Raw genomic sequence first — 20059 nt, forward strand, 5'->3', positions numbered from 1 at the left:
CTGACACGATGGGAGCATGCGCGCGCGATACGGAGTACCCCTGGGAATCACGGCGGTTGCCGCCGCCGGCCTCGCCTACTCGGTCGGATTCGAGGCCCGCTTCTTCCGCCTCCGCCGGGTCACCGTGCCAGTGCTGCCCGCCGGAATGCGCCCGCTCCGCGTCCTCCAGGTCTCCGACATCCACATGGTCGGCGGCCAGTACAAGAAGCAGCGCTGGCTCCGCTCGCTGGCCGGTCTGCGCCCCGACTTCGTGATCAACACGGGCGACAACCTGTCCGACCCGGAGGGCGTGCCGGAGGTGCTGGACGCGCTGGGCCCGCTGATGGAGTTCCCGGGCGCGTACGTCTTCGGCTCGAACGACTACTACGGCCCGACGCCCCGTAACCCCGCCCGGTACCTGGTCGAGAAGATCCAGGGCAAGCACGGCCTCAACGGCAACGCGCCCGCGGTCAACGTGATCCACAACCCGTGGGAGCAGCTGCGCGACGGCTTCGACACGGCGGGCTGGCTGAACCTGACGAACACGCGCGGCACGCTGAAGATCGACGGCATGTCGGTGGAGCTGACGGGCCTGGACGACCCGCACATCAAGCGCGACCGCTACGAGGAGGTGGCCGGCGGCCCGTCGTCGTCGTCGGACATCTCCCTGGCCGTGGTCCACGCCCCCTACCTCCGGGTCCTGGACGCGTTCACGGCGGACGCGTACCCGCTGACCCTGGCGGGCCACACGCACGGCGGCCAGCTGTGCATCCCCTTCTACGGCGCCCTGGTCACCAACTGCGACCTGGACACGGACCGCGTCAAGGGCCTGTCGACGCACACGGCGGAGGGCAGGACGTCGTACCTCCACGTCTCGGCGGGCTGCGGCGCGAACCGCTACACGCCGGCGAGGTTCGCATGCCCCCCGGAGGCGACCCTGCTGACGCTGACGGGCCCGTAACCCACACAGCCCGCCCGAATCGCCCGATTTACGCCCTCGCCCTAGCGTGAGGGCATGACCGCCCCGATACCCAGCGACATACCGGACCTCCCCGCACTCCCCGGCGTACCCGCGGCCCTGCTCCCCTCCCCCGTCCCCGCGACGGCGGTGGTGACCCCGGTACGCCGCCCGGCGACAGCGATCTTCCGCCTGCTGACGGCAGCGACGGCGGCGACGGCCGTCACGATGGAACTCCTCCTGGGCAGCCCCGCGGAGGTCCTGAGCCGCTTCACGATCCAGAGCAGCATCCTGCTGACCCTGGTCATGACGATCTCGGCCCGCCGAGCCTGGACGGCCCGCCGCCCGCTGCCGGCCGGCCTTACGGGCGCCACGCTCCTGTACGCGTTGATCGCTGCCCTGGTCCACCACTTGCTGGTCGCGAACGCATCAAGCCCGTTCGCGGTGCCTTCTCCGTCCACGGGCTGGCACGCCATCACCAACCAGCTGTTGCATACGGCGATCCCGATCGCGGCGCTGGTCAACTGGCTGCTGCTGACCGCCTCGGGCCGGCTGCACCTGCGCCAGGCGGCGCCGTGGCTGCTGTACCCCATGGCGTACTTGGCCTTCTCCCTGGCGAGAGGCGAGCTGCTCCTGCCCGGCACACCGGGCCGCTATCTGTACGGCTTCCTGGACGTGGCCGAGCACGGCTACAAGAGCGTCCTGGCCAACGCACTCCTTCTCGGCCTGGCCTTCTACGCCCTGGCCGTCACCCTCGTAACCCTCGACCACATCCGCCCGAACCCGGTCCACCACCGCACGAAAACCGGATTTCGCCTGGGGCCACCGGTGGGCTAAAGTAAACGACGTCGCCACGACAAGCAGGACAAGCAGCGACATCGGGGTGTAGCGCAGCTTGGCAGCGCGCTTCGTTCGGGACGAAGAGGTCGTGGGTTCAAATCCCGCCACCCCGACAGCTAAGCAGCAGGTCAGGGCCACCTACTGAAGTAGTAGGTGGCCCTGATTTTGTGCTGCGTGACCAACTGCGTGACTACCACTTCGGACCGGCGCCGAAGATGCCGTCCATGGCGGTCGCACCGGACTGGATCACCGGGCGAATCTGCTTCCGGTAGACCTCTTCCGCGACGGCCGTACTGGAGTGACCGACCAGACGGGAGATCTCCTCCAGTAGCAGGCCGTTGTCAGACAGGATCGACACGAAGCTCTGCCGAAACTCCCGGGGCGTCCACTCCTGCGGGTCGGTCCCTTCGGCGATGGATACCCATACCTGCCGCCCGACGACATGGCCCCAGGGAGCAGCGCTATCGCGCGTAGCCCGCGCGATCCGCTCGTGTCGCGTCAGTTCTCATAGTGGTAGCGGCACTGCGCGATCAGGACGCCGTCCTCGGTGGCCTTGTAGATCAGCCGGTGCTCGTCGTTGATGCGGCGCGACCAGTAGCCCTGGAATCCGTGCTTGAGCGGTTCCGGTTTCCCGATCCCCTCGTTGCCGTTCCGGGCAATGTCCGCAATGAGCGTATTGATGCGCTTCAGGATCTTGCGGTCCTGAAGCTGCCACCAGAGGTAGTCCTCCCAGGCGCGGGAGGAGAAGGTGATCTTCATTCGCGGCCCGCGTCAGTCGGTCGTCAGCTCGCGTACGGTCCCGCCGCCGTTTTCCAGCTCGTCGATGGATGCGAGCAGGCGCCGGGCATTCGAAGGGCTGCGCAACAGGTACGCCGTCTCCTTCAAGGACTCATAGTCCTCAAGGGAGACGATGACGACCGGTTCATGTCCGGCCCGGGTGATGACGACCTCTTCACGGTCGTCAGTAACGGCATTGAGCACCTCGGCGTACCGCGCGCGAGACTCGGAATACGTCATGGTCTTCACGATCACCCCTCCTTCACCAACGTACAAGAAATTGTACGTCGACCTCGGCAGTGCGGCAAGCACCTGAACGACGGCTGCGACCGAGCAACCTCCCGCGCGCAGGTTCCGCGGCGGGTGAAACATGGCAGGCAGCATCGTGGACCATGCACCGCACGTCGGCGATCCCTACGGTGGCCACCGGCGAGCGCGAGACGATGCCTGAATGCGGACTTGCCAGGCTCTCCTCAAGGGAGCATAGATTGGCTCCAGTTGATCGTCAGGGGGAGCTGTGGCAGGGCGGGACCTTCGAACGTTGTTCAGCTCGAACGACCGGAGCATCGCCGCCAGTGAGGCGTTCACGAACCGGCAGGCACAGTGGCAGGCCGTAACGGCCGGCCTTGCCGAGCACCTACGGCACGTGACCCGTGCGGACTTCGACGTGGAAGACCTGGAAGCCCCCCGCCACAACATCCTCGTCTTCCACGGCGTGGGAGGGATCGGCAAGTCCACGCTCTCCCGCAAGATCGAGGCATCGCTCACCCGCAGCGAGCACCGCCCCGCGCAATGGGAATCGCCGTCCCACCCCGAGAAGCGGACGCTGCCGGTCCGTATCGATCTCGCGCGCGCTGCGGGCATGGACTTCGAACGCGTCGTCCTCACCATCCGTCTTGCCGTCGCCGCGCTCGGTCGGCCGATGCCCGCCTTCGACCTTGCCCTGCGCCGCTACTGGGAGCACAACCACCCGGGCGAACCAATCGAGGACTACCTGCGCCGGGGCGGACTGTTGAGCCGCTTCAGCGCCGCTGCCGCCCTGCCCCAGCAGATGCAGTCCGCCCTCAGCGACGTCGCCCAGGCCCTGTTCCTGCCCGGCACCGTCGGGAGCGCGCTCGGGCACGGGGCCGGAGCGCTCATCAAGGCGTTACGCGAGCGGCGCCAGTCCGTACGCGCCCTCGCCGGCTGCTCCCGCCTGGCCGACCTCCTGGAGGCCGAGCCCGACCTGGAAGCCCTCAGCTTCTACCCGCACCTCCTCGCCTGGGACCTGGCTCAAATCCCGGCCGACAAGAGCGCGCTACCCGTGATCCTGCTGGACACCTTCGAGGACACCGGCGACCGCACGCACCGCGACTTCGAGCGTCTGCTCCAACGCATCGTGTGGTTGATGCCCAACGCGTTCTTCGTCGTCACCGGACGCAACCGCCTCCAATGGGCGGAGACGAGCCTGGAGGGGCAGCTCGACTGGACCGGGCCGCAGGCGTGGCCCGGTCTCGCAGCAGCCGACACGGCAACTGTGCAGCAAGCTGTATCGGGCCGTCAGGTCCTGATCGGCGGCTTCTCTCCCGAAGACTGCGAGGACTACCTGGTCCGCAGGCTGAGCCGCGACGGGCAGCCGCTGATCGACGAACCGGTCCGCCGGATCATCGCCGAGCGCTCCCACGGGTTGCCTCTGTACCTGGACCTGTCGGTCATGCGCTACCTGGAACTCCGACGCGGCGGCAGACAGCCGCAGGTCACCGACTTCGACCACGACTTCCCCGCCCTGATCGCCCGTACCCTCAGCGACCTGACCGCCGATGAGCGCCACGTGCTCCGCGCGGTCAGCCTGCTCAGCGCGTTCTCTGTACCCCTGGCCACCCAAGCCGCCGGCATGGACCACGACGCGCCCGCCCTACGGCTGACCGAGCGCCCCTTCATCCGGGAGGAGTTCTCTTCCGGTGTGTGGCCCTTCCATGTCCACGACCTGATCCGCGCCGCCATTCGCAACGCGGACGACGGCAGTGACGACCGCTGGTCGGAGCAGGACTGGCAGCGCACGGCCCAACGAGCCTTCCACGCTCTGGAATCACAGTGGCGCCAGGACCTGCGACACGATCGAGCTGTCCTCGTCGGCTGTCTCCAGCAAGGACTGCTCCTCGCACGGGACTTCCGTCTCGGTCTCGACTGGCTCGCCGATGCCGCATTCCAGTACGTAGGGGACTCCGTCTGGGAACCGCTGGCGCTTCCCGCCGCCGATGCCACGTCGTCAGGTGGCCTGCAGACTGCTGCGGATGCCCTGGTGGAAACGCTGAGCGCCGTCGCCCGGCGCCAGCACGAGCACCGTGAACGCACGGCCAGTCGGCTCTCGGCCGTCCTCGCCTCGGAGCAGCTCCCCGATGACCTCGTCGAACTCGCCACGTATTACCTGGCGAAGGCCCAGCGAGACCTCGGTCTGACCGATGATTCGCGTCGCGGGATGCAGCGCGTCGCCTCCGCCGACGGTCGGCTCGCTTCCGCGGCTCGGCGCGGCCTGGCACACCTGAGCCGACTGTCCGGAGACTTCCCGACCGCGGTCGAAGCCGCGGGGAGGCTGGGCTGGGAGGGGCGGCACCATCGGGTACTGGGAGACGTGTGGTGGGTGCAGGGCGACATGGAGCGGGCGACAGCCGCCTACCTGGCAGGCCGGAGCGAAGCCGAGGAGCACGGTGTGGTCGGCGAGACCGCCATGGTGCAGGCGCATCTCGCCTTCGCCGTCTCCTTCTCCGATCCGCTTCGGGCCGATGACGAACTCGATCTGGCGGAACGGCTGTTGTCCCACCTCAGCCTGCGCTCCAGCGAAATGACCGCCCGCATCGCCGTGCTCGTACGCGATGCCGGGTTCGCCGCCGACCTGCCCGGCCGGGCGGCCGTGCTGCTCGCCGAAATCGGCGTCTCCGGCATTTCCTACGCGGCGGCGAAACTGCAACTGGCCCTGTGCTTCCACCACGCCGTCCTCGACGCCCAGGACGACCTTGCCACCGCGATCACCCGCCTTCGCGAACTCACGCGGAGCGGCGACTACGCCTACTACGTCGACATCGCCCACTTCATGGCTGGCCTTCCGCTTCCCGAACACACCGCGCGAGCACGGTGGATCGACGGAGAACAACAGACCCGCGAACGATGGCGCCACCTGGTTATGACACGTCGCAATCACCGCGCCACGACTCCTTAGGCTTTCCGCACATGCGCAGATCGCTGGTCAGCGAGGCGCGACTACGATCGCCGGTCATGGACTGGCTGGAGCGCACCGCAATGCTGAGGCAGTGGAGCAGAAGTGGGACCCGCGCTCCGCACAAGCCGTTGCTGTTGCTGTATGCCCTCGGTCGGTTCCAGCAGGATGCCACCGGCGAACTGCGGTACAGCGCGGTGGAGGAGGATCTGCAGCGGCTGCTGACCGAGTACGGTCCGCCGAACAGGACGACTCCGGCCTACCCGTTCCACCATCTGGTGAGCGACGGCGTGTGGGAGGTGCGCACCGATCGCGGACCGGGCAGCCCCGGCAGCGGGGTGCGGGAGTTGCGGGCCGCGGGGGCCACGGGGCGGCTGGCGCCGGAACTGCGGGCGGAGCTGCGGCGTGAACCGGCGCTGCTCGGCCGGATGGCGCGGGTCCTGCTCGACCTGCACTTCCCGCCTTCGCTCCACGGCGACCTGTGCGAGGCCGTCGGTCTGGAGCTGGAGCCGACGGAGATCGGACAGCTCTCGCCCGTGCGGAGGCGGCGGGATCCGCGGATGCGGGAGAGGGTCCTGACGGCCTACGAGTACCGGTGCGCCTTCTGCGGCTACGACGGCAGGATCGGCGCGGTGCCGGTCGGGCTGGAGGCCGCGCACGTGCGCTGGTGGGCATTCGACGGCCCTGACGACGTCGAAAACGGACTGTGCCTGTGCTCGCTGCACCACAAGCTCTTCGACATGGGCGTCCTCGGCATCGGTGACGGTCACCGCATCCTGGTCTCGCAGCGCTTCGTCGGCCACAGCCCCACCGCCCGCGAACACGTCATAGCGCTCGCCGACCGCCCGCTCATCGGACCTCAACCGGGTGCCCACCCCGTCGCGGCGATCCACCGCTCCTGGCACACCAGCCAGGTCTTCCACGGCAGCCCACGCCCCGCCACGGCCGCCTGACCGTCGAATCGTCGACCGCGCCCACTGGTAAGGAGCGCAATACCAAGAGTATGGTCTCTTGTATGGCGACGAAGAAGGTAACCGTGACGATTCCCGAGGATCTCCTGGACGAGATCCGCGCGGACGCGGCCGAGCGGGGCCTGTCGGCGTACGTCGCCGAGGCGCTGCGCTTCAAGCGCGACCGGGACCGACTCCGGGAGCTGGTCGACTGGCTGCAGGAAGAACACGGACCCGTCACTGACGACGAGCATGCGGCTGCGCTCGACGAGCTGGAGGAACTCGACGTCGCTCATGAGCGACGTCGAGCCGCCGGAAAGAACAACGCCGGAGAGGCTGCGTGAAGAAGCGAGCCGGTGAGCATCGACAGCGGCCGCTCCGTATCTTCGTACTGGACTGTGAAGCCCTCTCCCTCGCGGTGCGCGGTGATCGGAAGATGATCGCCTGGCTCGACCTCGCGGCACGCGGGGAGGCCGAGGTGGTGACGTCGCCTATGACACTGGTCGAGGCGTACGACGGCAGAACCACCGAACAGCGCTGGGACTGGGTACTGTCCCGACTCCAGGTCACCGACATCGGCAAGGACGAGGCCCGCCAGGCCCGCCGCCTCCTGGCCGACGCCAAGTTGCACGGCCACAAGTACGCGATCGACGCCGTGCTCGCCGTCATTGCGCGACAGCAGAAGGGCCAGGTCACCGTCTTCACCTCGGACGTCGACGACCTGGAGAGGCTGGTCCCGGACACGATCGTCGTCAAGAAGATGTGACCCGACCAGCGCTCCTGCGGCACCCGCTCCATCGCAGCCAGAACACGAGGGCGACCGTGCACGACGCGTCCGATGCCTGCGGGTGCCCCCACTCCTCCATGCGCCGGGCGGCGAGGCGTCGGGCGAGTTGTGCACCTCGCGGTGAGGAGACGAACTGCTCTGCGAACGATGGGAGTTCGGGGGTTTCACCGACGAGCTCGACGGTCTCCGCAAGGAGCGCGGCGCTCCGCCGTGGCTCGTGTCCCGGGGTGGTCGTTCCTGTCGGCACGGCTTGTCCGTCCTTGTCTGTCGAGTTGAGTCGTCCCGTGGCGTACGCGAGTCGTCACGTTCTGTGCTCAAGAGTCGTCCGATCGCCCTACGCTCGACAGGTGACACAGCCTTACTTTTCATCCCGTAAGGAACGGAAGTGACGCTTTGGCCAACGGAATTGACCCCAAGCGAGGAGCAGTTGGAAGAGCGGGTCTCCCTCCGGATGGGGCGACAGGAGCGGCTCTGCACGCCCGATCGGCCCGAGCTGTGGGCGGTCCTCGACGAGGCGGTGCTCAGGCGGCCCGTCGGAGGCCAGGTGGTGATGTGCGAGCAGTTGGCGCGGCTGCTGGGGACCACTGCGGAACCCCACATCACCGTGCAGGTACTGCCGTTCGACCAGGGTGAGCACGATGTGCTCACTGGACATGATCCGATCCGTGATGGAGGACAACCACCGTGGAGCGAAGGTCCCTTCCCGAACTGAACGGCGCCGTCTGGCGCAGGAGCAGCTACAGCAATCAGGAGGGGGGCGACTGCGTGGAGGTGGCCGACGAGTTCCGGGCCGTCGTCCCGGTCCGTGACAGCAAGGTCCCGCAGGGTTCGGCGCTGTGCTTCGATGCCGCCTCCTGGGCCGCCTTCATAGGCGAGTTGAAGGCCTGACACCACCGTCCCCGAGGCGGCCGAGCCCCGGCCGCCGTCCGTCGTGCGGGCTCACCGGGCCCTTGTCCGCGAGGGTCCGGCGGGCCACTGACCTCCCCAAAGAACCGGGGGAAAGAACTACCCACCCACCCTCCCTCCCCGGCCGCGCAGCCCGCGTCACCCGTACGAGTGACCGGCTTGCAGGGGCGGGATACGGGCGGTTACGTTCGCCGAAACAACCGCAAACAGAAACGGCCCTCGACCGGGATTGCAGTCCCGGCACGAGGGCCTGACCGATCAGGAAGAAGCACCTTCCCAATGGCTGAGCCGCAGTCTAACGCGCGCCTGCGCGCCGACGCCGGAGCTCCGACCTCCGGCGTGATCCACGTACGCACCCGTCTCACGGCCGACTTCACGGTGATCTCCAACACCCTCGCCCAGCGGCGTGGGAGCGCGGTCACCGTCGGCGTGGCGGCGTACATCCTCTCCCTGCCGGACGGCTTCCCCGTGAGCATCGCCGCCCTGTGCGAGCACTTCACCGAGGGCGAGATCCTCATCTCGCGGGCGCTGAGAGAACTCGAAGAGGCCGGTTACCTGGAGCGCCGCCGCGAGCGACTGTCCACCGGGCAGATCTGCACCCGGACGTACTTCTACGACATCCCAGGCGGCGATCCCGACCGGGATCGGGATCGGGATCCCGACGAGCCTCCCGAGCCGCCCAAGCCCCGCCGATCCCGGAAGCAGCCCGCCGACGCTGCGGTCGCCCCCGCGTCCGCGCCCGCGGAGGAAACGGTGGCCGCGCCCGTACAGACCGAGGCTGAGGTCGAGGCAGAGGCACCGATCCCGCTCGCCGACGCCGACCCGCAGGCCATCGCCGTACTCGCCGCCCTGCGCCGGGTCGACCCCCGCCTTGTCCTGTCCGCGCAGGAAGCCGCCCGCCTCGCCCCAGCCGTCACCCGGTGGCTCGACGCAGGCCTCCTGCCCACCCACATCACGGACCACCTCACCGCACGGCTCCCGGAACATTTCCTGACCCGCCCGGCCGGCATCCTCGCCTACCGGCTCAAGGAGACTCCCCTTGCCCTGCCCGCACCGGCCAGCAGCACAGAGCCTTCCGTACGTCCGGCGGTTGTGCCCATGCGGAACTGCGACGGCTGCGACCGGGGATTCCGCACGGCGGAACCGGGCCGTTGCCGGGACTGTCGATCCGGGAACCGTCTCCGTGCGGCCGGCTGAGCCAGTGGCTGGGTATGCGGTCCACCCGCAGGTGGGAGCCTTGATATGCGACGATGCGAAACTCAGCGCCAAGAGGAGGTGGAGCATGGTCGACAGGTTCCAGGACGGGCTTCTGACGCCCACCGAAACGGCCTCCTACCTTGAGATCCCGCAGTCGACTCTCACGTCGTGGCTGAGGGGCAAGGCCGCCGGAGCACCATTGGTCCACCAGGTCGAGCCGGTACGCAAGGGGCAGCCTTCGGTGCCGTTCATCGCGGTGGCCGAGGCGCATGTTCTTCGTTCTCTGCGCTCGCTGGGGCTCCGCATGAGCGAGATCAGGGAGGCAGCTGCCGCTGTCCGGGACGCCTTCGACACCCCCTACGGCCTCGTGTCCAAGCGGATCGCGACGGACGGCGTGGACATCTTCATCGAGCACGGTTGGGGAGATCTCCGCAGAGCCCGCGACGGTCAGGTCCCCATCCAGGAAGTGGTCTCCGACTATCTCCGCTACCTCACCTGGGAGCCGGGCGAAGACTTCCCCTCCAGCCTGCGACTGAGGCAGTACCCGGACTCCGTCCCCGTTGTGATCGATCCGAGATTCGGCCACGGTCTCCCCGTGGTGGCCGCCAACCGCGTCGCGGTCAACGCCATCACCGACCTGTGGGAGGCCGGGGAGAGTGTCGAGGACATCGCGTACGACTACGACATGACGCCCGAGCAGGTCGACGCGTTGTGCCGGGCAGTGGTGCGCCTTGTCGCCTGAGTTCTTCCTCGACCGGAATCTCGGTCGTCGGGTCGCCGAGGGGCTGAGAACCTGCGGGTGGACTGTTCATCGCATCGGGGACGTCTTCCCGGACGATGGGCAGGACGTTCCTGACGAGGAGTGGATCACTCACGGTCTCGACCGGTCCTGGGTCCCGCTGTCGAAGGATGGGCGGATCAAGACCCGGGACTTGGAGATCCGGCCTGTCCTGGACCGCGAGGCGGTGCTGTTCTACCTGGACAACCAGCAGCTTCGCAGCGCCGAGATGGTGGAGCGGCTCGTCGCACGCTGTGATGCGATCCACCGGGCCGTCGAGAATGGCGGTCCCGCGGCGTACGCCGTGCGGCACGACCGTATTGAGCGCACTTGGCCCTGACGCCCGTGGGCGACTGCTCGCGGGCATGCGGACTGGCTGTGGCCCGGTGATCAGTGCCCGTCCGGCGTGCCGCTGCCCGCCACTTCGCTCCGGGCGCCCACAGGGCGGCCCCGCCAACACCGTCCCTGATCCCACCCCAGAACCCGAACCCGACCCCGGTACACCGTGCTCTGGAGCGTTCGCGAACTGCTGATGGGCCCTGGCTCGCGCAGAACGCCGACGGGAAGTCCAAGCGCACGTCGTCGCAGGAGCACTAACGCCCTGCGGTCGGCCGCTCCACCGGTCGACTCACGCCCGTCAGTTCCTCCGACATCGTCCACAACCGTCGGGCCACCTCCGCGTCGCTCGCCGCCGCCGACCGCCCGACCAGCGTCGGTCCGCCCCGCAGCTCGCCCCGTCCATCGGGCCCGACGTAGCTCGCCCCGGGCAGGTCCTGTGTCGCGGCGTACAGCGTCGGCAGGGCGCCGGCCCTGTCGTCCTGGGCGAAGAACCTGTTGCCGACCTTCATGAACGCCCGCATCACCGGACTCGCGGCATGGCTCTGCAGGTTGGTCGCCGCATAGCCGGGGTGGGCGGCGAGGGCGCGGACCGGGGAGCCGGACTCCGTCAGGCGGCGCTGGAGTTCCAGCGTGAAGAGGAGGTTCGCCAGCTTCGACTGGGCGTACGCGCGCCGCGGGTCGTAGCCGGACGTCCAGTTCGGGTCCTCGAAGCGGATCCGTCCGTCGGCCCAGCGGTGGGCGAAGGAGGACACCGTCACCACCCGGTCGGTGATGTGCGGCAGGAGCAGGTTCGTCAGCGCGAAGTGGCCCAGGTGGTTGGTGCCGAACTGCATCTCGAAGCCGTCCGCCGTCTGCTGCTTCGGCAGCATCATCACGCCGGCGTTGTTGATCAGCAGGTCCAGCGGTCGGGCCTCCCAGGCGTCCGCGAACTCCCGTACCGAGGACAGGTCCGCGAGGTCCAGGCGCCGTACCTCCGTGCTGCCGTTGACCGTCGCCGCTGCTGCCCGGCCGCGCTCCTGGTCCCGTACGGCGAAGACCACGTGTGCGCCGGCGCGGGCCAGCGCGTCGGCCGCGGTGAGGCCGATGCCGCTGTTGGCGCCGGTGACGACGACCGTGCGGCCGGTGAGATCGGGGAGGTGGGGCGCGCCCCATGCCTTGTTCTTCGTCTTCTCAGCCATGAGTCGAATGTAGGCGTCGCCAACAATGCTGTCAATGACAACAATGATGGCAACGACAACTATGCTGGCGATGCCTACATGGAGCTACGATGTCCCACATGCCTCAGAGCCGCCCCTACCATCACGGAGACCTGCGCGCCGCCCTGCTCGCAGCCGCAGAACACACCCTGCGTGAGAGGGGGGTTGGCTCCCTGTCACTCCGCGAGCTCGCCCGCGAAGTCGGTGTGAGCCACGCCGCGCCCGGACGGCACTTCAAGGACAAGCAGGCCCTGCTCAACGACCTGGCGCTGGCCGGGTACGAGCGGCTGGGCCTGGCCCTGGACGCCGCCGATGACCCGGCACTCACGATCGAACCCCGGCTCACCGCCCTCTCCCGGGCCTACCTCGGCTTCGCCGTCGACAACACCGAGCTGCTGGAGCTGATGTACGCCCGCAAGCACGACCCCGACGCCTCGGAACAGATGGCCGCCGCCTTCGAGCGGACGGTGGGCAGCCTCGTCCAGGTCGTCGCGGACGCCCAGAAACGCGGCGAGATCATCGCGGGCGACCCCGAGGAGCTGAACCTCGTCACCGGCGCCACCCTCCACGGCATGGCCGCCCTCATCTCCGGCGGCGTGCTGACCTCGGAGGCGGCCCTGGCCGGCGTGGACAACCTGGTCCACCACCTGCTCCACGGCCTGAAGCCCCGCTGACGCCTCACGTTTTTCCCACCCGGGAGTCGGCGACTGCCGAGGCGAAGCTCGCACGTCAGCAGAACGCACCCCACGGACGGCTGACGAGCCGAAACCGTCAACCCCAAAGGGCTGGCTGATGAAGTGTTTTCAGGACACGGGGGGTGCTGGCCCATAGGATCCATGCCGCCGCGTAACGCGCCGGGGCCGGAGGAACCAGTGCCCAGGCCCCGTGTCGTTTTCACTCCTATCGTGGAGCAATCACAGCAACGCTCGGCGCCGAGGCAGACAGGCAGGACATGAGGAAACCGCAGATCGACTACGCGGCGGTCTTCCGGGCCCTGCCCGGCATGGTGGCCCTGCTCACCCCTGACCTGGTGTACGCCGACGCCAACGACGACTTCGTGCGGCTCACCGGGCGGAGCCGTGAGGAGCTGGTGGGGCGGTACATCTTCGACGTCTTTCCCGAGAACCCCAATGATCCGGCCGCCGCCGGCATGCGGGAGACCGAGGCGTCGATGCTCCGTACGGTGGCCACCGGCGAGCGCGACACGATGGCGCTGCTCCGCTACGACATCGAGGACCCCGACCGGCCCGGCCACTGGCAGGAGCACTTCTGGAGTCCGGTCAACGCGCCGGTCCTCGGCCTCGACGGGCAGGTCGAACTGATCGCGCACCGGGTGGAGGAGGTCACCGAACTCATCCGCGCCTTCGGTGGCCCGGGCGGTGACAGCCGGGACCGTGCGCTGGAGGCCGAGCTGTACACCCGTGCCCGCGAGCTCCAGGAGGTCAACGAGCGGCTGCGCGCGGCTCATGCCCGTGAGCGTGAGGTCGCGCTTGCCCTGCAGGCGGCGATGCTGCCCCCGCCGGGGCCGACCGGGGCGCACGACGCCGCCGTGCGGTACCAGCCCGCCGTCGGCACGCTGAACGTGTGCGGCGACTGGTACGACCTGGTCGATCTGCCCGGCGGGGGCCTCGCGGTCGCCGTCGGCGACGTCGTCGGGCACGGGCTGGCCGCCGCCTGTGCCATGGGGCAGTTGCGCAGTGCCCTGAGCGGGGCCACCCGTGTCGCGGGCGGGCCCGCCCAGGCACTGGAGGCCCTCGACCTGTACGCCCGTTCCGTCGAGGGCGCCGAGTCGACCACCGTCGTGACGACCTTCATCGACTGGGACAGCCACACCGTCACCTACAGCTGCGCCGGCCATCCTCCGCCTGCCCTCGTGCACGCCGACGGCACCGTCGCCTTTCTCGACCAGGCCACCGACCCGCCGCTCGGCGCCCGGCCCGAGCGTCAGCCTCGTCCTCAGGCCCGTACGCCCTTCGCCGAAGGTGCCGTCCTGGTGCTGTACACCGACGGTCTCATCGAACGCCGCGACGAGGACATCGACGCCGGCCTGGCCCGCCTCGCCGACTCCCTCGCCCACCACCGGCACGCGGCTCCCGAGGCCCTCGCCGACGCACTCCTGGCCGACCTCCTGCCGTCCACCGGCACCACCGACGACACCGCCCTGATCGTCCTGCGTCTGTGAACCGGTCCGGTGGGTGAGTGACAGCCCCCGGCGGGGTCAGCTCCCCGTCAGCTCCCCGATCGAGTGAACATCCCGGCCCTCGACAACCGCACCCTTCCCCCGGACGTCGTACAGCAGCAATCGGCCGTCGAATCCCGGGGGAAGACATGAACCAGCAGCAGCCCAACCAGCACCCTCTGCAGCAGCCGCCGAAGAAGCGTGGCGTCGGCAAGATCGTGGGCATCGGTTGCGCCGGTGTCTTCGGGCTCTTCGTCCTGATCGGCGCTCTCGGCGCGGCCGTCAGTGGCGGCAGCGACGGCAGCGGTGGGGGCAACGGCGGCGGCAAGGTCGGCGCCGCGCAGGAGGCCCGCGGTACCTCCAGCGACTCCAAGCCGGAGGTCGAAGCGCAGGTGCCCGTCACACTCTCCGCCGAGAAGGCCGCCTTCGTGAAGAGCCTTCTCGCCGATGGCACCGAACACACCAGCGTGCTCGTCACCGTCGCGAACAGCGGTGATCAGGAGGTCGACGTGAATCCGCTCTACTTCGCCATCACCGACACCAACGGCACCAAGCACGCCGCCGAGTTGGCCGCCGACGAGAACCAGATCGACACCGTGAAGCTGGCTCCCGGCGAGAACATCTCCGGCAGCGTCACCGGCAAGGGCAGTTTCACCCCGAAGCACGTGACCTTCACCGACGGGTTCCTCGGCGACCCGATCCGCGCCGACGTCTCCTGACCCGCTTGGAGGGACCTGACCCGTCTGGAGGGAGAGGAGCGCAGCCGTCGCGTTGACATGGATCCTCGCCGGACGTTCACTGGCAGCACGGCGCGGCGCCGGGCGGAAGGGGGCCGCTCCGGATCACCCACCAAGGCTTTCGCCTCACCGTGCTCGGCAGGGTCACCGCGGGCAGGTGACCGCAGCGTCGATGCAGGACCGACCGGGTCTCCGAGAGCCTGGAACAGGCCGTCGGGAAGACCGAGGACGCCTTCGGGCGCAACGGAAGCGGCACCTACAGATGTACGACCAGACACGCGCCCAGCAGTCTTCCGACCAGCCTCCCGGCCGCTCCCAGCGCCGGACCAGCGGGCCTGAGCCGCTGCTCGGGGCGAACGAGCGGGACGAGATCGTGCGGCGGCTCGGGCGAGCCATCAACCACTTCGCGGACACCCCGCGTGAGGCGTTGGAGGAGGCCGAGGGTGCCTACGACGACGCCGTCGCCCAGCTGGTGAACGCCCTCGCGGAGCGGCGTCGTCTTCTCCACGAGGGCTGGCAGGGGCACGATCCCGAGACGCAGTCCGACGAACTCCGGCTCTCGCTGAGGCAGTACCGGGAGATCACCCAGCGGCTGCTCCACCTCTAGGACCTGCGCAGGGCGCCTACGCAGGTCCTTGACTACCCTTGCCTTTAAGTTCCCTTTGCGCGGTTATGTCGCACAAAAGTTCTAAGGAACGGGACATGGGTACCGATGCCGGCCTGCCAGCCGTAAAGCGAAGGTCTCTCGCCAGATCCAGAGCTCTCGCCGTCACTGTCGCCGTTGCCGTTGGTCTCGGGCTCGTCGGGGCCTGTGGGGGCGGGGGCAGCGGTAGTGGCGACGGCGGCGGTGGTGGTGATCGGATCACCGTCGGGGTTCTGCTTCCCGGCGGCGGGGCATCGCGGTTCGGGCAGTTCGACAAGCCCCTTATCGAGGAGAGGCTCAAGGAGCTTTGTCCTGACTGTCCTGCCGCCAATGTCGCCGCCACCCCCGATCCCCAGGTTCAGCAGCAGCAGTTCGAGGCCATGATCACCCGGGGTGTCGATGTGGTCATCCTCGCCGCCGTCGATCCCCAGCTGATGCGTCCGTCCGTCGAGTCCGCCCATCGGGCCGGGATTCCCGTCGTCGCCTACGACCGGCTCGCGCAGGGGCCGATCTCCGGGTACGTCACCTTCGACGGGGAGGAGGTCGGGCGGCTTCAGGCGGAGGCTCTGCTGACCGCCATGGCGGCCGACGGCGGTGACGGGCGGCGGATCGTCATGATGAACGGGGCCACCACCGACCCCAACGCCGGGTGGTACAAGGACGGCGCGCTCAAGGTCCTCAAAGGCAAGGTGACCATCGGGAAGTCCTACGACACCGTCGGATGGCGGGCCGAGAACGCCTACGTCAACATGACCGGCGCCATCGCCGCACTCGGCGGCGAGAACATCGACGGCGTCCTCTCCGCCAACGACACCATGGCCGGTGCCGTCGTCTCCGCCCTGAATGCCGCCAAGGTCCGGCCGCTGCCGCCCATCACCGGGCAGGACGCCGACCTGCTGGCCGTACGGCGGATCGTCAAGGGCGATCAGTACATGACCATCTACAAGCCCTTCAAGCGCGCGACCGACGCCACCGTCCAGATGGCCGTCACCCTCGGGCGCGGTGAGGAGGTCGGGGCCATCGCCACCGGCACCGTCGACAGTCCGACGACCAAGGACGTGCCCGCGGTGCTGCTGCCGTCCGTCTCGGTGACTGTCGGCAATATCGGGGAGACGCTGGTCAAGGACGGTATGTACACCGTCGACCAGATTTGTACGCCTGCTCTCCGGTCCGCCTGCGATCGGGCCGGTCTCACCTGACACACATCCCCACAGCGCCGACGGGAAGGAGGTGGCTCGTGCCCGGTCAGCCTCTGCTGGCGTTGCGCGGTGTCTCCAAACGGTTCGCCGCCGTACAGGCGCTGGTCGACATCGAGCTGGAGGTCAGGGCCGGGGAGGTGGTCGCCCTCGTCGGGGACAACGCCGCCGGCAAGTCCACCCTGGTGAAGGTGATCTCCGGGGTCGGGCCTCCCGACAAAGGGGTTATCGAGTGGGAGGGGAGTCCTGTGCAGATCAAGCATCCCCAGGACGCCCGCCTCCTCGGGATCGCCACCGTCTATCAGGACCTCGCCATGTGCGAGAACCTCGACGTCGTCGCCAATCTCTTCCTCGGGCGGGAGATCCACCGCTTCGGGGTTCTCGACGAGGTCGAGATGGAGCGGCGTACCCGCGAGCTGCTGCACACCCTCTCCATCCGGATCCCCGATGTGCGCGTGCCGCTCGCCAGTCTCTCCGGCGGACAGCGGCAGGTCGTCGCGATCACCCGGTCCTTCCTCGGCTCGCCCCGGCTGCTGCTGCTCGACGAACCCACCGCCTCCCTGGGCATCCAGCAGACCAACCAGCTCCTCGACCTGATCGAGGAGCTGCGCGACCAGGGGCTCGGGGTGCTGCTCATCAGCCACAACATGAGTGACATCAAGGCCGTCGCCGACCGGGTCGCCGTGCTGCGCCTCGGCCGTAACAACGGTCTCTTCGACGTGAACACGACCTCCCAGGAGCAGATCATCTCCTCCATCACCGGCGCGGCCGACCATGCCGTCGCCCACCGGCCGCGCCCGGAAGAGGTGTGGCCGTGAAGACCAGTGTCAGCGTGGCCGTGAAGGGGCGGGTCTCGGTGTACGTCGGTGCCGTGCGTCGGAGGGTTCGTGAAGGGGGCCTCGGGCCCGCGCCCGTGCTGCTCGCCCTCGCCGTCACCTGGGTGGTCTTCCAGAGTCTCAACGACAAGTTCCTCTCGCCACGCAATCTGTCCGTCCTCAGCGTCGACATCGTCGGGACCGGCATGGTCGCCGTGGGCATCGTGTTCGTGCTGCTGATCGGCGAGATCGATCTGTCCGTCGGGTCGCTCGCCGGGCTGGCGGGCGCGGTGTTCGCCGCGCTGAACGTCAACCTCGGTATGACGGAATGGCTCGCCGTGCTCATCGCCGTCATCTGCGGTACGGCCATCGGGGCGCTCCACGGCTTCCTGTTCGCCAAGTTCGGCGTACCCGCGTTCGTCGTCACCCTCGCCGGGCTGCTGGCCTGGAGCGGGCTGATGATCTACCTGCTCGGGCCCGACAGCTCCATCCACTTCAGCGAGGACGGGCTGGTCGCCACCCTGACCAGCCGCTACTACAGCGCCCCCGGCTTCACCTACGGTCTCGCGGCGGTCTGTACGGCCGCCTATCTGTTCTTCTCCCTGCGCGAACGCGGGCGTCGCGCCGGCGCCGGGATGCCGTGCCGGCCGGTGGGCGAGATCTGGGTACGTACCGTGCTGCTGGCGGTCGTCGCGTTCACGACCGTCGCCGTGCTCGGGAACTTCGAGGGGCTGCCGCTGGCGCTGCTGATCTTCCTCGGGTTCATCGTCGCCTCTGACCTGCTGCTGCGCCGTACGCCCTATGGACGGCAGGTGCTCGCGCTGGGCGGCGGGGTGGAGGCGGCCCGGCGGGCGGGCGTCGATGTGACGCGCGTACGGGTCTCGGTGTTCATGGTGGCGGGGACGTTGGCGTCGGTCGGCGGGCTGTTCGTCGCGTCGCGGTTCACCTCGGCGAGCCAGGTCTCGGGGTCCGGCATGCTGCTGATCAACGCGGTCGCCGCCGCCGTCATCGGCGGGACCAGTCTGTTCGGGGGGCGCGGCTCGACCTGGTCGGCGCTGCTGGGGGTGCTCATCATCCAGTCGATCGCGTCGGGCATGGCGCTGCTGGGTGTGCAGACCGCGCTTCAGTTCATGATCACCGGTGGAGTGCTGATCACCGCTGTCATCTTCGACTCCCTGGCTCGCCGGACGGCTGCCTCGCGGGTACGGGCCTGAGGGCGGGGAACAGCGCGCTTACGGTTCCTCTCCCCACGCCAGCGCGTGCGGGCCGAACCTGTTCTCGTTCTCGTACGCCGCCATCCGGGCGTTCCTCGCGTCGGCCTCCGGACCGTCCGGCAGGTGGTAGACCTCGCCCGCGCTCGCCGAACCTGCCTGCACCCGGGTGGCGGTGGTCAGCCGTCGGTGTACGTACCGGGTCAGGGCGTCCGGGATGTCCGCCGGTGTCGCGCCCGCGAGGCAGTCGCCCAGTACCGCCGCGTCCATGATCGCCTGGGCCGCGCCCTGGGCCTGGAACGGGACCATCGCGTGGGCGCTGTCGCCGAGGAGGGTCACCCTGCCGAGGTGCCAGCGGGTGAGGGGGGTGCGGGTGTGGATGGCGTAGCGGAACACCTGGCCGGCGCGTTCCAGGGCCGTGCGGATCCGGGGGTCCCAGCCGGCGAACTCGCGGAGCTGTTCCCCCGGTTCGGCTTTGGCCGTCCACGACTCCGTCCACTCCGCCCATGACTCGGGGGCCGCCCGCGCCGTGAACACGGCGACCAGGTTGAGGAGTTCGCCGCCGCGGACCCAGTAGTGGACGACGTGCCGGCCGGGGCCGAGCCAGCCCGCGTACTCCGGCAGGTGCAGGTCGGCCACCTGGGCTGCCGGGAGCAGTGCGCGGTAGGCGGCGGTGCCGGAGAAGACGGCCTCGTCGGGGCCGAAGAGCCACTGGCGGGCCGAGGAGCGCACACCGTCGGCGGCGACGACCAGGTCGGCGGCCAGGCACTCGCCGCCCGCTGTCGTGACGTACGCCTGCCTGTCGTCCTGGTCGATGCCCACGGCCTCCGTGTTCAGGCGGACCGACTCGGGTGGGACCCGGTCCGCCAGTGCCTGGTGCAGGTCGGCCCGGTGGACCTGTAGGTAGGGCGCCCCGAACTCGGACTCCGCGTCGGGGCCGATGACGTATCGGCAGATCTCGGTGCCGTCGGACCAGGTGTGGAAGGTCAGGCGGGTGGGGTGGGCCGCGCGGGCGGCGACGGTGTCCAGGAGGCCCAGGTGGCGTAGTACGCGGGTGGCGTTGGGGGCGAGTTGGATGCCGGCGCCGATCTCGGTGAAGTGGCGTGTGCGGTCGAGGAGGGTGACTTCGTGGCCGGCGGCGCGGAGGCTCAGGGTGGCGGTCAGTCCGCCGATGCCGGCCCCTACGACGATGGCCCGCATGCCCGCTCCCCTCAGCAGCCCGGCTCGGTGAAGCACCCGGCCCTATCTTTCCTCGCCCCCGCCGCCCCTACCCGTCCCATCCCTGGGGGCTGCGCCCCCAGACCCCCCTTTTCGGCCTGAACGGCCTCGTCCTCAAACGCCGGACGGGCTGGAGGGTGGAGGCGGCCGGGTGGGTGGG

Annotated in this window: 21 protein-coding genes, 1 tRNA gene and 2 pseudogenes; 19 read left to right on the top strand and 5 right to left on the bottom strand. The window is 69.1% G+C overall.

All coding sequences use genetic code 11. The features are described 5' to 3' along the window. Positions 1 to 16 precede the first annotated feature (16 nt). The 3 genes from LUX31_RS19890 (at position 17) to LUX31_RS19900 (ending at position 1890) form a co-directional block, all read left to right on the top strand. Positions 17 to 940, top strand: a complete 924-nt coding sequence (locus LUX31_RS19890) for a metallophosphoesterase (RefSeq protein ID WP_235476132.1) — start codon at positions 17 to 19, stop codon at positions 938 to 940. 54 nt (positions 941 to 994) lie between these two features. Further along, the gene (locus tag LUX31_RS19895; protein ID WP_235476133.1) at positions 995 to 1774 is read left to right on the top strand and encodes a Pr6Pr family membrane protein; all 780 of its coding nucleotides are present in this window, start codon (positions 995 to 997) and stop codon (positions 1772 to 1774) included. Positions 1775 to 1816: 42 nt separating this feature from the next. Next, a tRNA-Pro gene (locus LUX31_RS19900) sits at positions 1817 to 1890 on the top strand. Positions 1891 to 1967: 77 nt separating this feature from the next. On the opposite strand, the pseudogene LUX31_RS19905 reads toward LUX31_RS19900, so the two are convergent. The 3 genes and pseudogenes from LUX31_RS19905 to LUX31_RS19915 all read right to left on the bottom strand — a co-directional run. Continuing rightward, positions 1968 to 2174 (bottom strand): annotated as a pseudogene (locus LUX31_RS19905) (site-specific integrase); the annotation flags it as partial. 101 nt (positions 2175 to 2275) lie between these two features. Then, entirely contained in the window at positions 2276 to 2536 is a 261-nt protein-coding gene (locus LUX31_RS19910; RefSeq protein ID WP_235476134.1) for a Txe/YoeB family addiction module toxin, read from the bottom strand. Positions 2537 to 2548: 12 nt separating this feature from the next. Beyond that, the gene (locus LUX31_RS19915) at positions 2549 to 2803 is read right to left on the bottom strand and encodes a type II toxin-antitoxin system Phd/YefM family antitoxin (RefSeq protein WP_235476135.1); all 255 of its coding nucleotides are present in this window, start codon (positions 2801 to 2803) and stop codon (positions 2549 to 2551) included. Positions 2804 to 3071: 268 nt separating this feature from the next. On the opposite strand from LUX31_RS19915, the gene LUX31_RS19920 reads away from it, so the two are divergent. The 9 genes and pseudogenes from LUX31_RS19920 to LUX31_RS19965 all read left to right on the top strand — a co-directional run bounded on the left by LUX31_RS19920 (position 3072) and on the right by LUX31_RS19965 (position 10705). Beyond that, positions 3072 to 5750, top strand: a complete 2679-nt coding sequence (locus LUX31_RS19920) for an ATP/GTP-binding protein (protein WP_235476136.1) — start codon at positions 3072 to 3074, stop codon at positions 5748 to 5750. Between the two features lie 56 nt (positions 5751 to 5806). Continuing rightward, positions 5807 to 6700 (top strand): phosphorothioated DNA-binding restriction endonuclease, encoded by an 894-nt coding sequence (locus LUX31_RS19925; protein ID WP_235479985.1) that lies wholly within the window; start codon positions 5807 to 5809, stop codon positions 6698 to 6700. Between the two features lie 62 nt (positions 6701 to 6762). Next, on the top strand, positions 6763 to 7041 hold the full coding sequence (locus LUX31_RS19930) for a ribbon-helix-helix domain-containing protein (protein ID WP_235476137.1): 279 nt from the start codon (positions 6763 to 6765) through the stop codon (positions 7039 to 7041). Next, positions 7038 to 7463, top strand: a complete 426-nt coding sequence (locus LUX31_RS19935) for a PIN domain-containing protein (RefSeq protein ID WP_235476138.1) — start codon at positions 7038 to 7040, stop codon at positions 7461 to 7463. Before LUX31_RS19930 ends, LUX31_RS19935 begins: the two co-directional genes overlap by 4 nt. 436 nt (positions 7464 to 7899) lie before the next feature. Then, positions 7900 to 8293, top strand: a pseudogene (locus LUX31_RS19945) (Scr1 family TA system antitoxin-like transcriptional regulator); the annotation flags it as partial. Further along, complete coding sequence (locus LUX31_RS37900) at positions 8256 to 8372, top strand: DUF397 domain-containing protein (RefSeq protein WP_443046061.1); 117 nt, start codon at positions 8256 to 8258, stop codon at positions 8370 to 8372. The pseudogene LUX31_RS19945 and the gene LUX31_RS37900, both read left to right, overlap by 38 nt. A gap of 297 nt (positions 8373 to 8669) precedes the next feature. Further along, complete coding sequence (locus LUX31_RS19955) at positions 8670 to 9587, top strand: hypothetical protein (RefSeq protein WP_235476141.1); 918 nt, start codon at positions 8670 to 8672, stop codon at positions 9585 to 9587. A gap of 85 nt (positions 9588 to 9672) precedes the next feature. Then, positions 9673 to 10329, top strand: coding sequence for a DUF433 domain-containing protein (locus tag LUX31_RS19960; protein ID WP_235476142.1), 657 nt, complete (start codon positions 9673 to 9675; stop codon positions 10327 to 10329). Next, positions 10319 to 10705, top strand: a complete 387-nt coding sequence (locus LUX31_RS19965) for a toxin-antitoxin system, toxin component, PIN family protein (RefSeq protein WP_235476143.1) — start codon at positions 10319 to 10321, stop codon at positions 10703 to 10705. The genes LUX31_RS19960 and LUX31_RS19965 overlap by 11 nt, the downstream gene beginning before the upstream one ends. A 253-nt stretch (positions 10706 to 10958) precedes the next feature. Here the strand turns inward: LUX31_RS19965 and LUX31_RS19970 are convergent, their stop codons facing one another. After that, the gene (locus LUX31_RS19970; protein WP_235476144.1) at positions 10959 to 11882 is read right to left on the bottom strand and encodes an oxidoreductase; all 924 of its coding nucleotides are present in this window, start codon (positions 11880 to 11882) and stop codon (positions 10959 to 10961) included. Positions 11883 to 11971: 89 nt separating this feature from the next. Here LUX31_RS19970 and LUX31_RS19975 point away from each other — a divergent pair, with 89 nt between their 5' ends. The 7 genes from LUX31_RS19975 (at position 11972) to LUX31_RS20005 (ending at position 18684) form a co-directional block, all read left to right on the top strand. Next, positions 11972 to 12574, top strand: coding sequence for a TetR/AcrR family transcriptional regulator (locus tag LUX31_RS19975; RefSeq protein ID WP_235476145.1), 603 nt, complete (start codon positions 11972 to 11974; stop codon positions 12572 to 12574). 278 nt (positions 12575 to 12852) lie between these two features. After that, positions 12853 to 14082 (top strand): PP2C family protein-serine/threonine phosphatase, encoded by a 1230-nt coding sequence (locus LUX31_RS19980; protein WP_235476146.1) that lies wholly within the window; start codon positions 12853 to 12855, stop codon positions 14080 to 14082. Between the two features lie 146 nt (positions 14083 to 14228). After that, the gene (locus tag LUX31_RS19985) at positions 14229 to 14798 is read left to right on the top strand and encodes a DUF4352 domain-containing protein (RefSeq protein ID WP_235476147.1); all 570 of its coding nucleotides are present in this window, start codon (positions 14229 to 14231) and stop codon (positions 14796 to 14798) included. A gap of 280 nt (positions 14799 to 15078) precedes the next feature. Then, a complete protein-coding gene (locus tag LUX31_RS19990) occupies positions 15079 to 15423 on the top strand; it encodes a hypothetical protein (protein WP_235476148.1) in 345 nt (114 codons plus the stop codon). Between the two features lie 95 nt (positions 15424 to 15518). Further along, positions 15519 to 16658 carry a sugar ABC transporter substrate-binding protein gene (locus tag LUX31_RS19995; protein ID WP_235476149.1) on the top strand — a complete coding sequence of 380 codons (1140 nt, stop codon included), beginning with the start codon at positions 15519 to 15521 and terminating at the stop codon, positions 16656 to 16658. Positions 16659 to 16696: 38 nt separating this feature from the next. Further along, on the top strand, positions 16697 to 17473 hold the full coding sequence (locus LUX31_RS20000; RefSeq protein ID WP_235476150.1) for an ATP-binding cassette domain-containing protein: 777 nt from the start codon (positions 16697 to 16699) through the stop codon (positions 17471 to 17473). After that, entirely contained in the window at positions 17470 to 18684 is a 1215-nt protein-coding gene (locus LUX31_RS20005) for a sugar ABC transporter permease (RefSeq protein ID WP_235476151.1), read from the top strand. The genes LUX31_RS20000 and LUX31_RS20005 overlap by 4 nt, the downstream gene beginning before the upstream one ends. A gap of 18 nt (positions 18685 to 18702) precedes the next feature. Here LUX31_RS20005 and LUX31_RS20010 read toward each other — a convergent pair whose 3' ends face one another. After that, positions 18703 to 19881 carry an FAD-dependent monooxygenase gene (locus tag LUX31_RS20010; protein ID WP_235476152.1) on the bottom strand — a complete coding sequence of 393 codons (1179 nt, stop codon included), beginning with the start codon at positions 19879 to 19881 and terminating at the stop codon, positions 18703 to 18705. Between the last annotated feature and the right edge of the window lie 178 nt (positions 19882 to 20059).

The organism is Streptomyces sp. GQFP, from assembly GCF_021545335.1.
Lineage (GTDB): Bacteria > Actinomycetota > Actinomycetes > Streptomycetales > Streptomycetaceae > Streptomyces.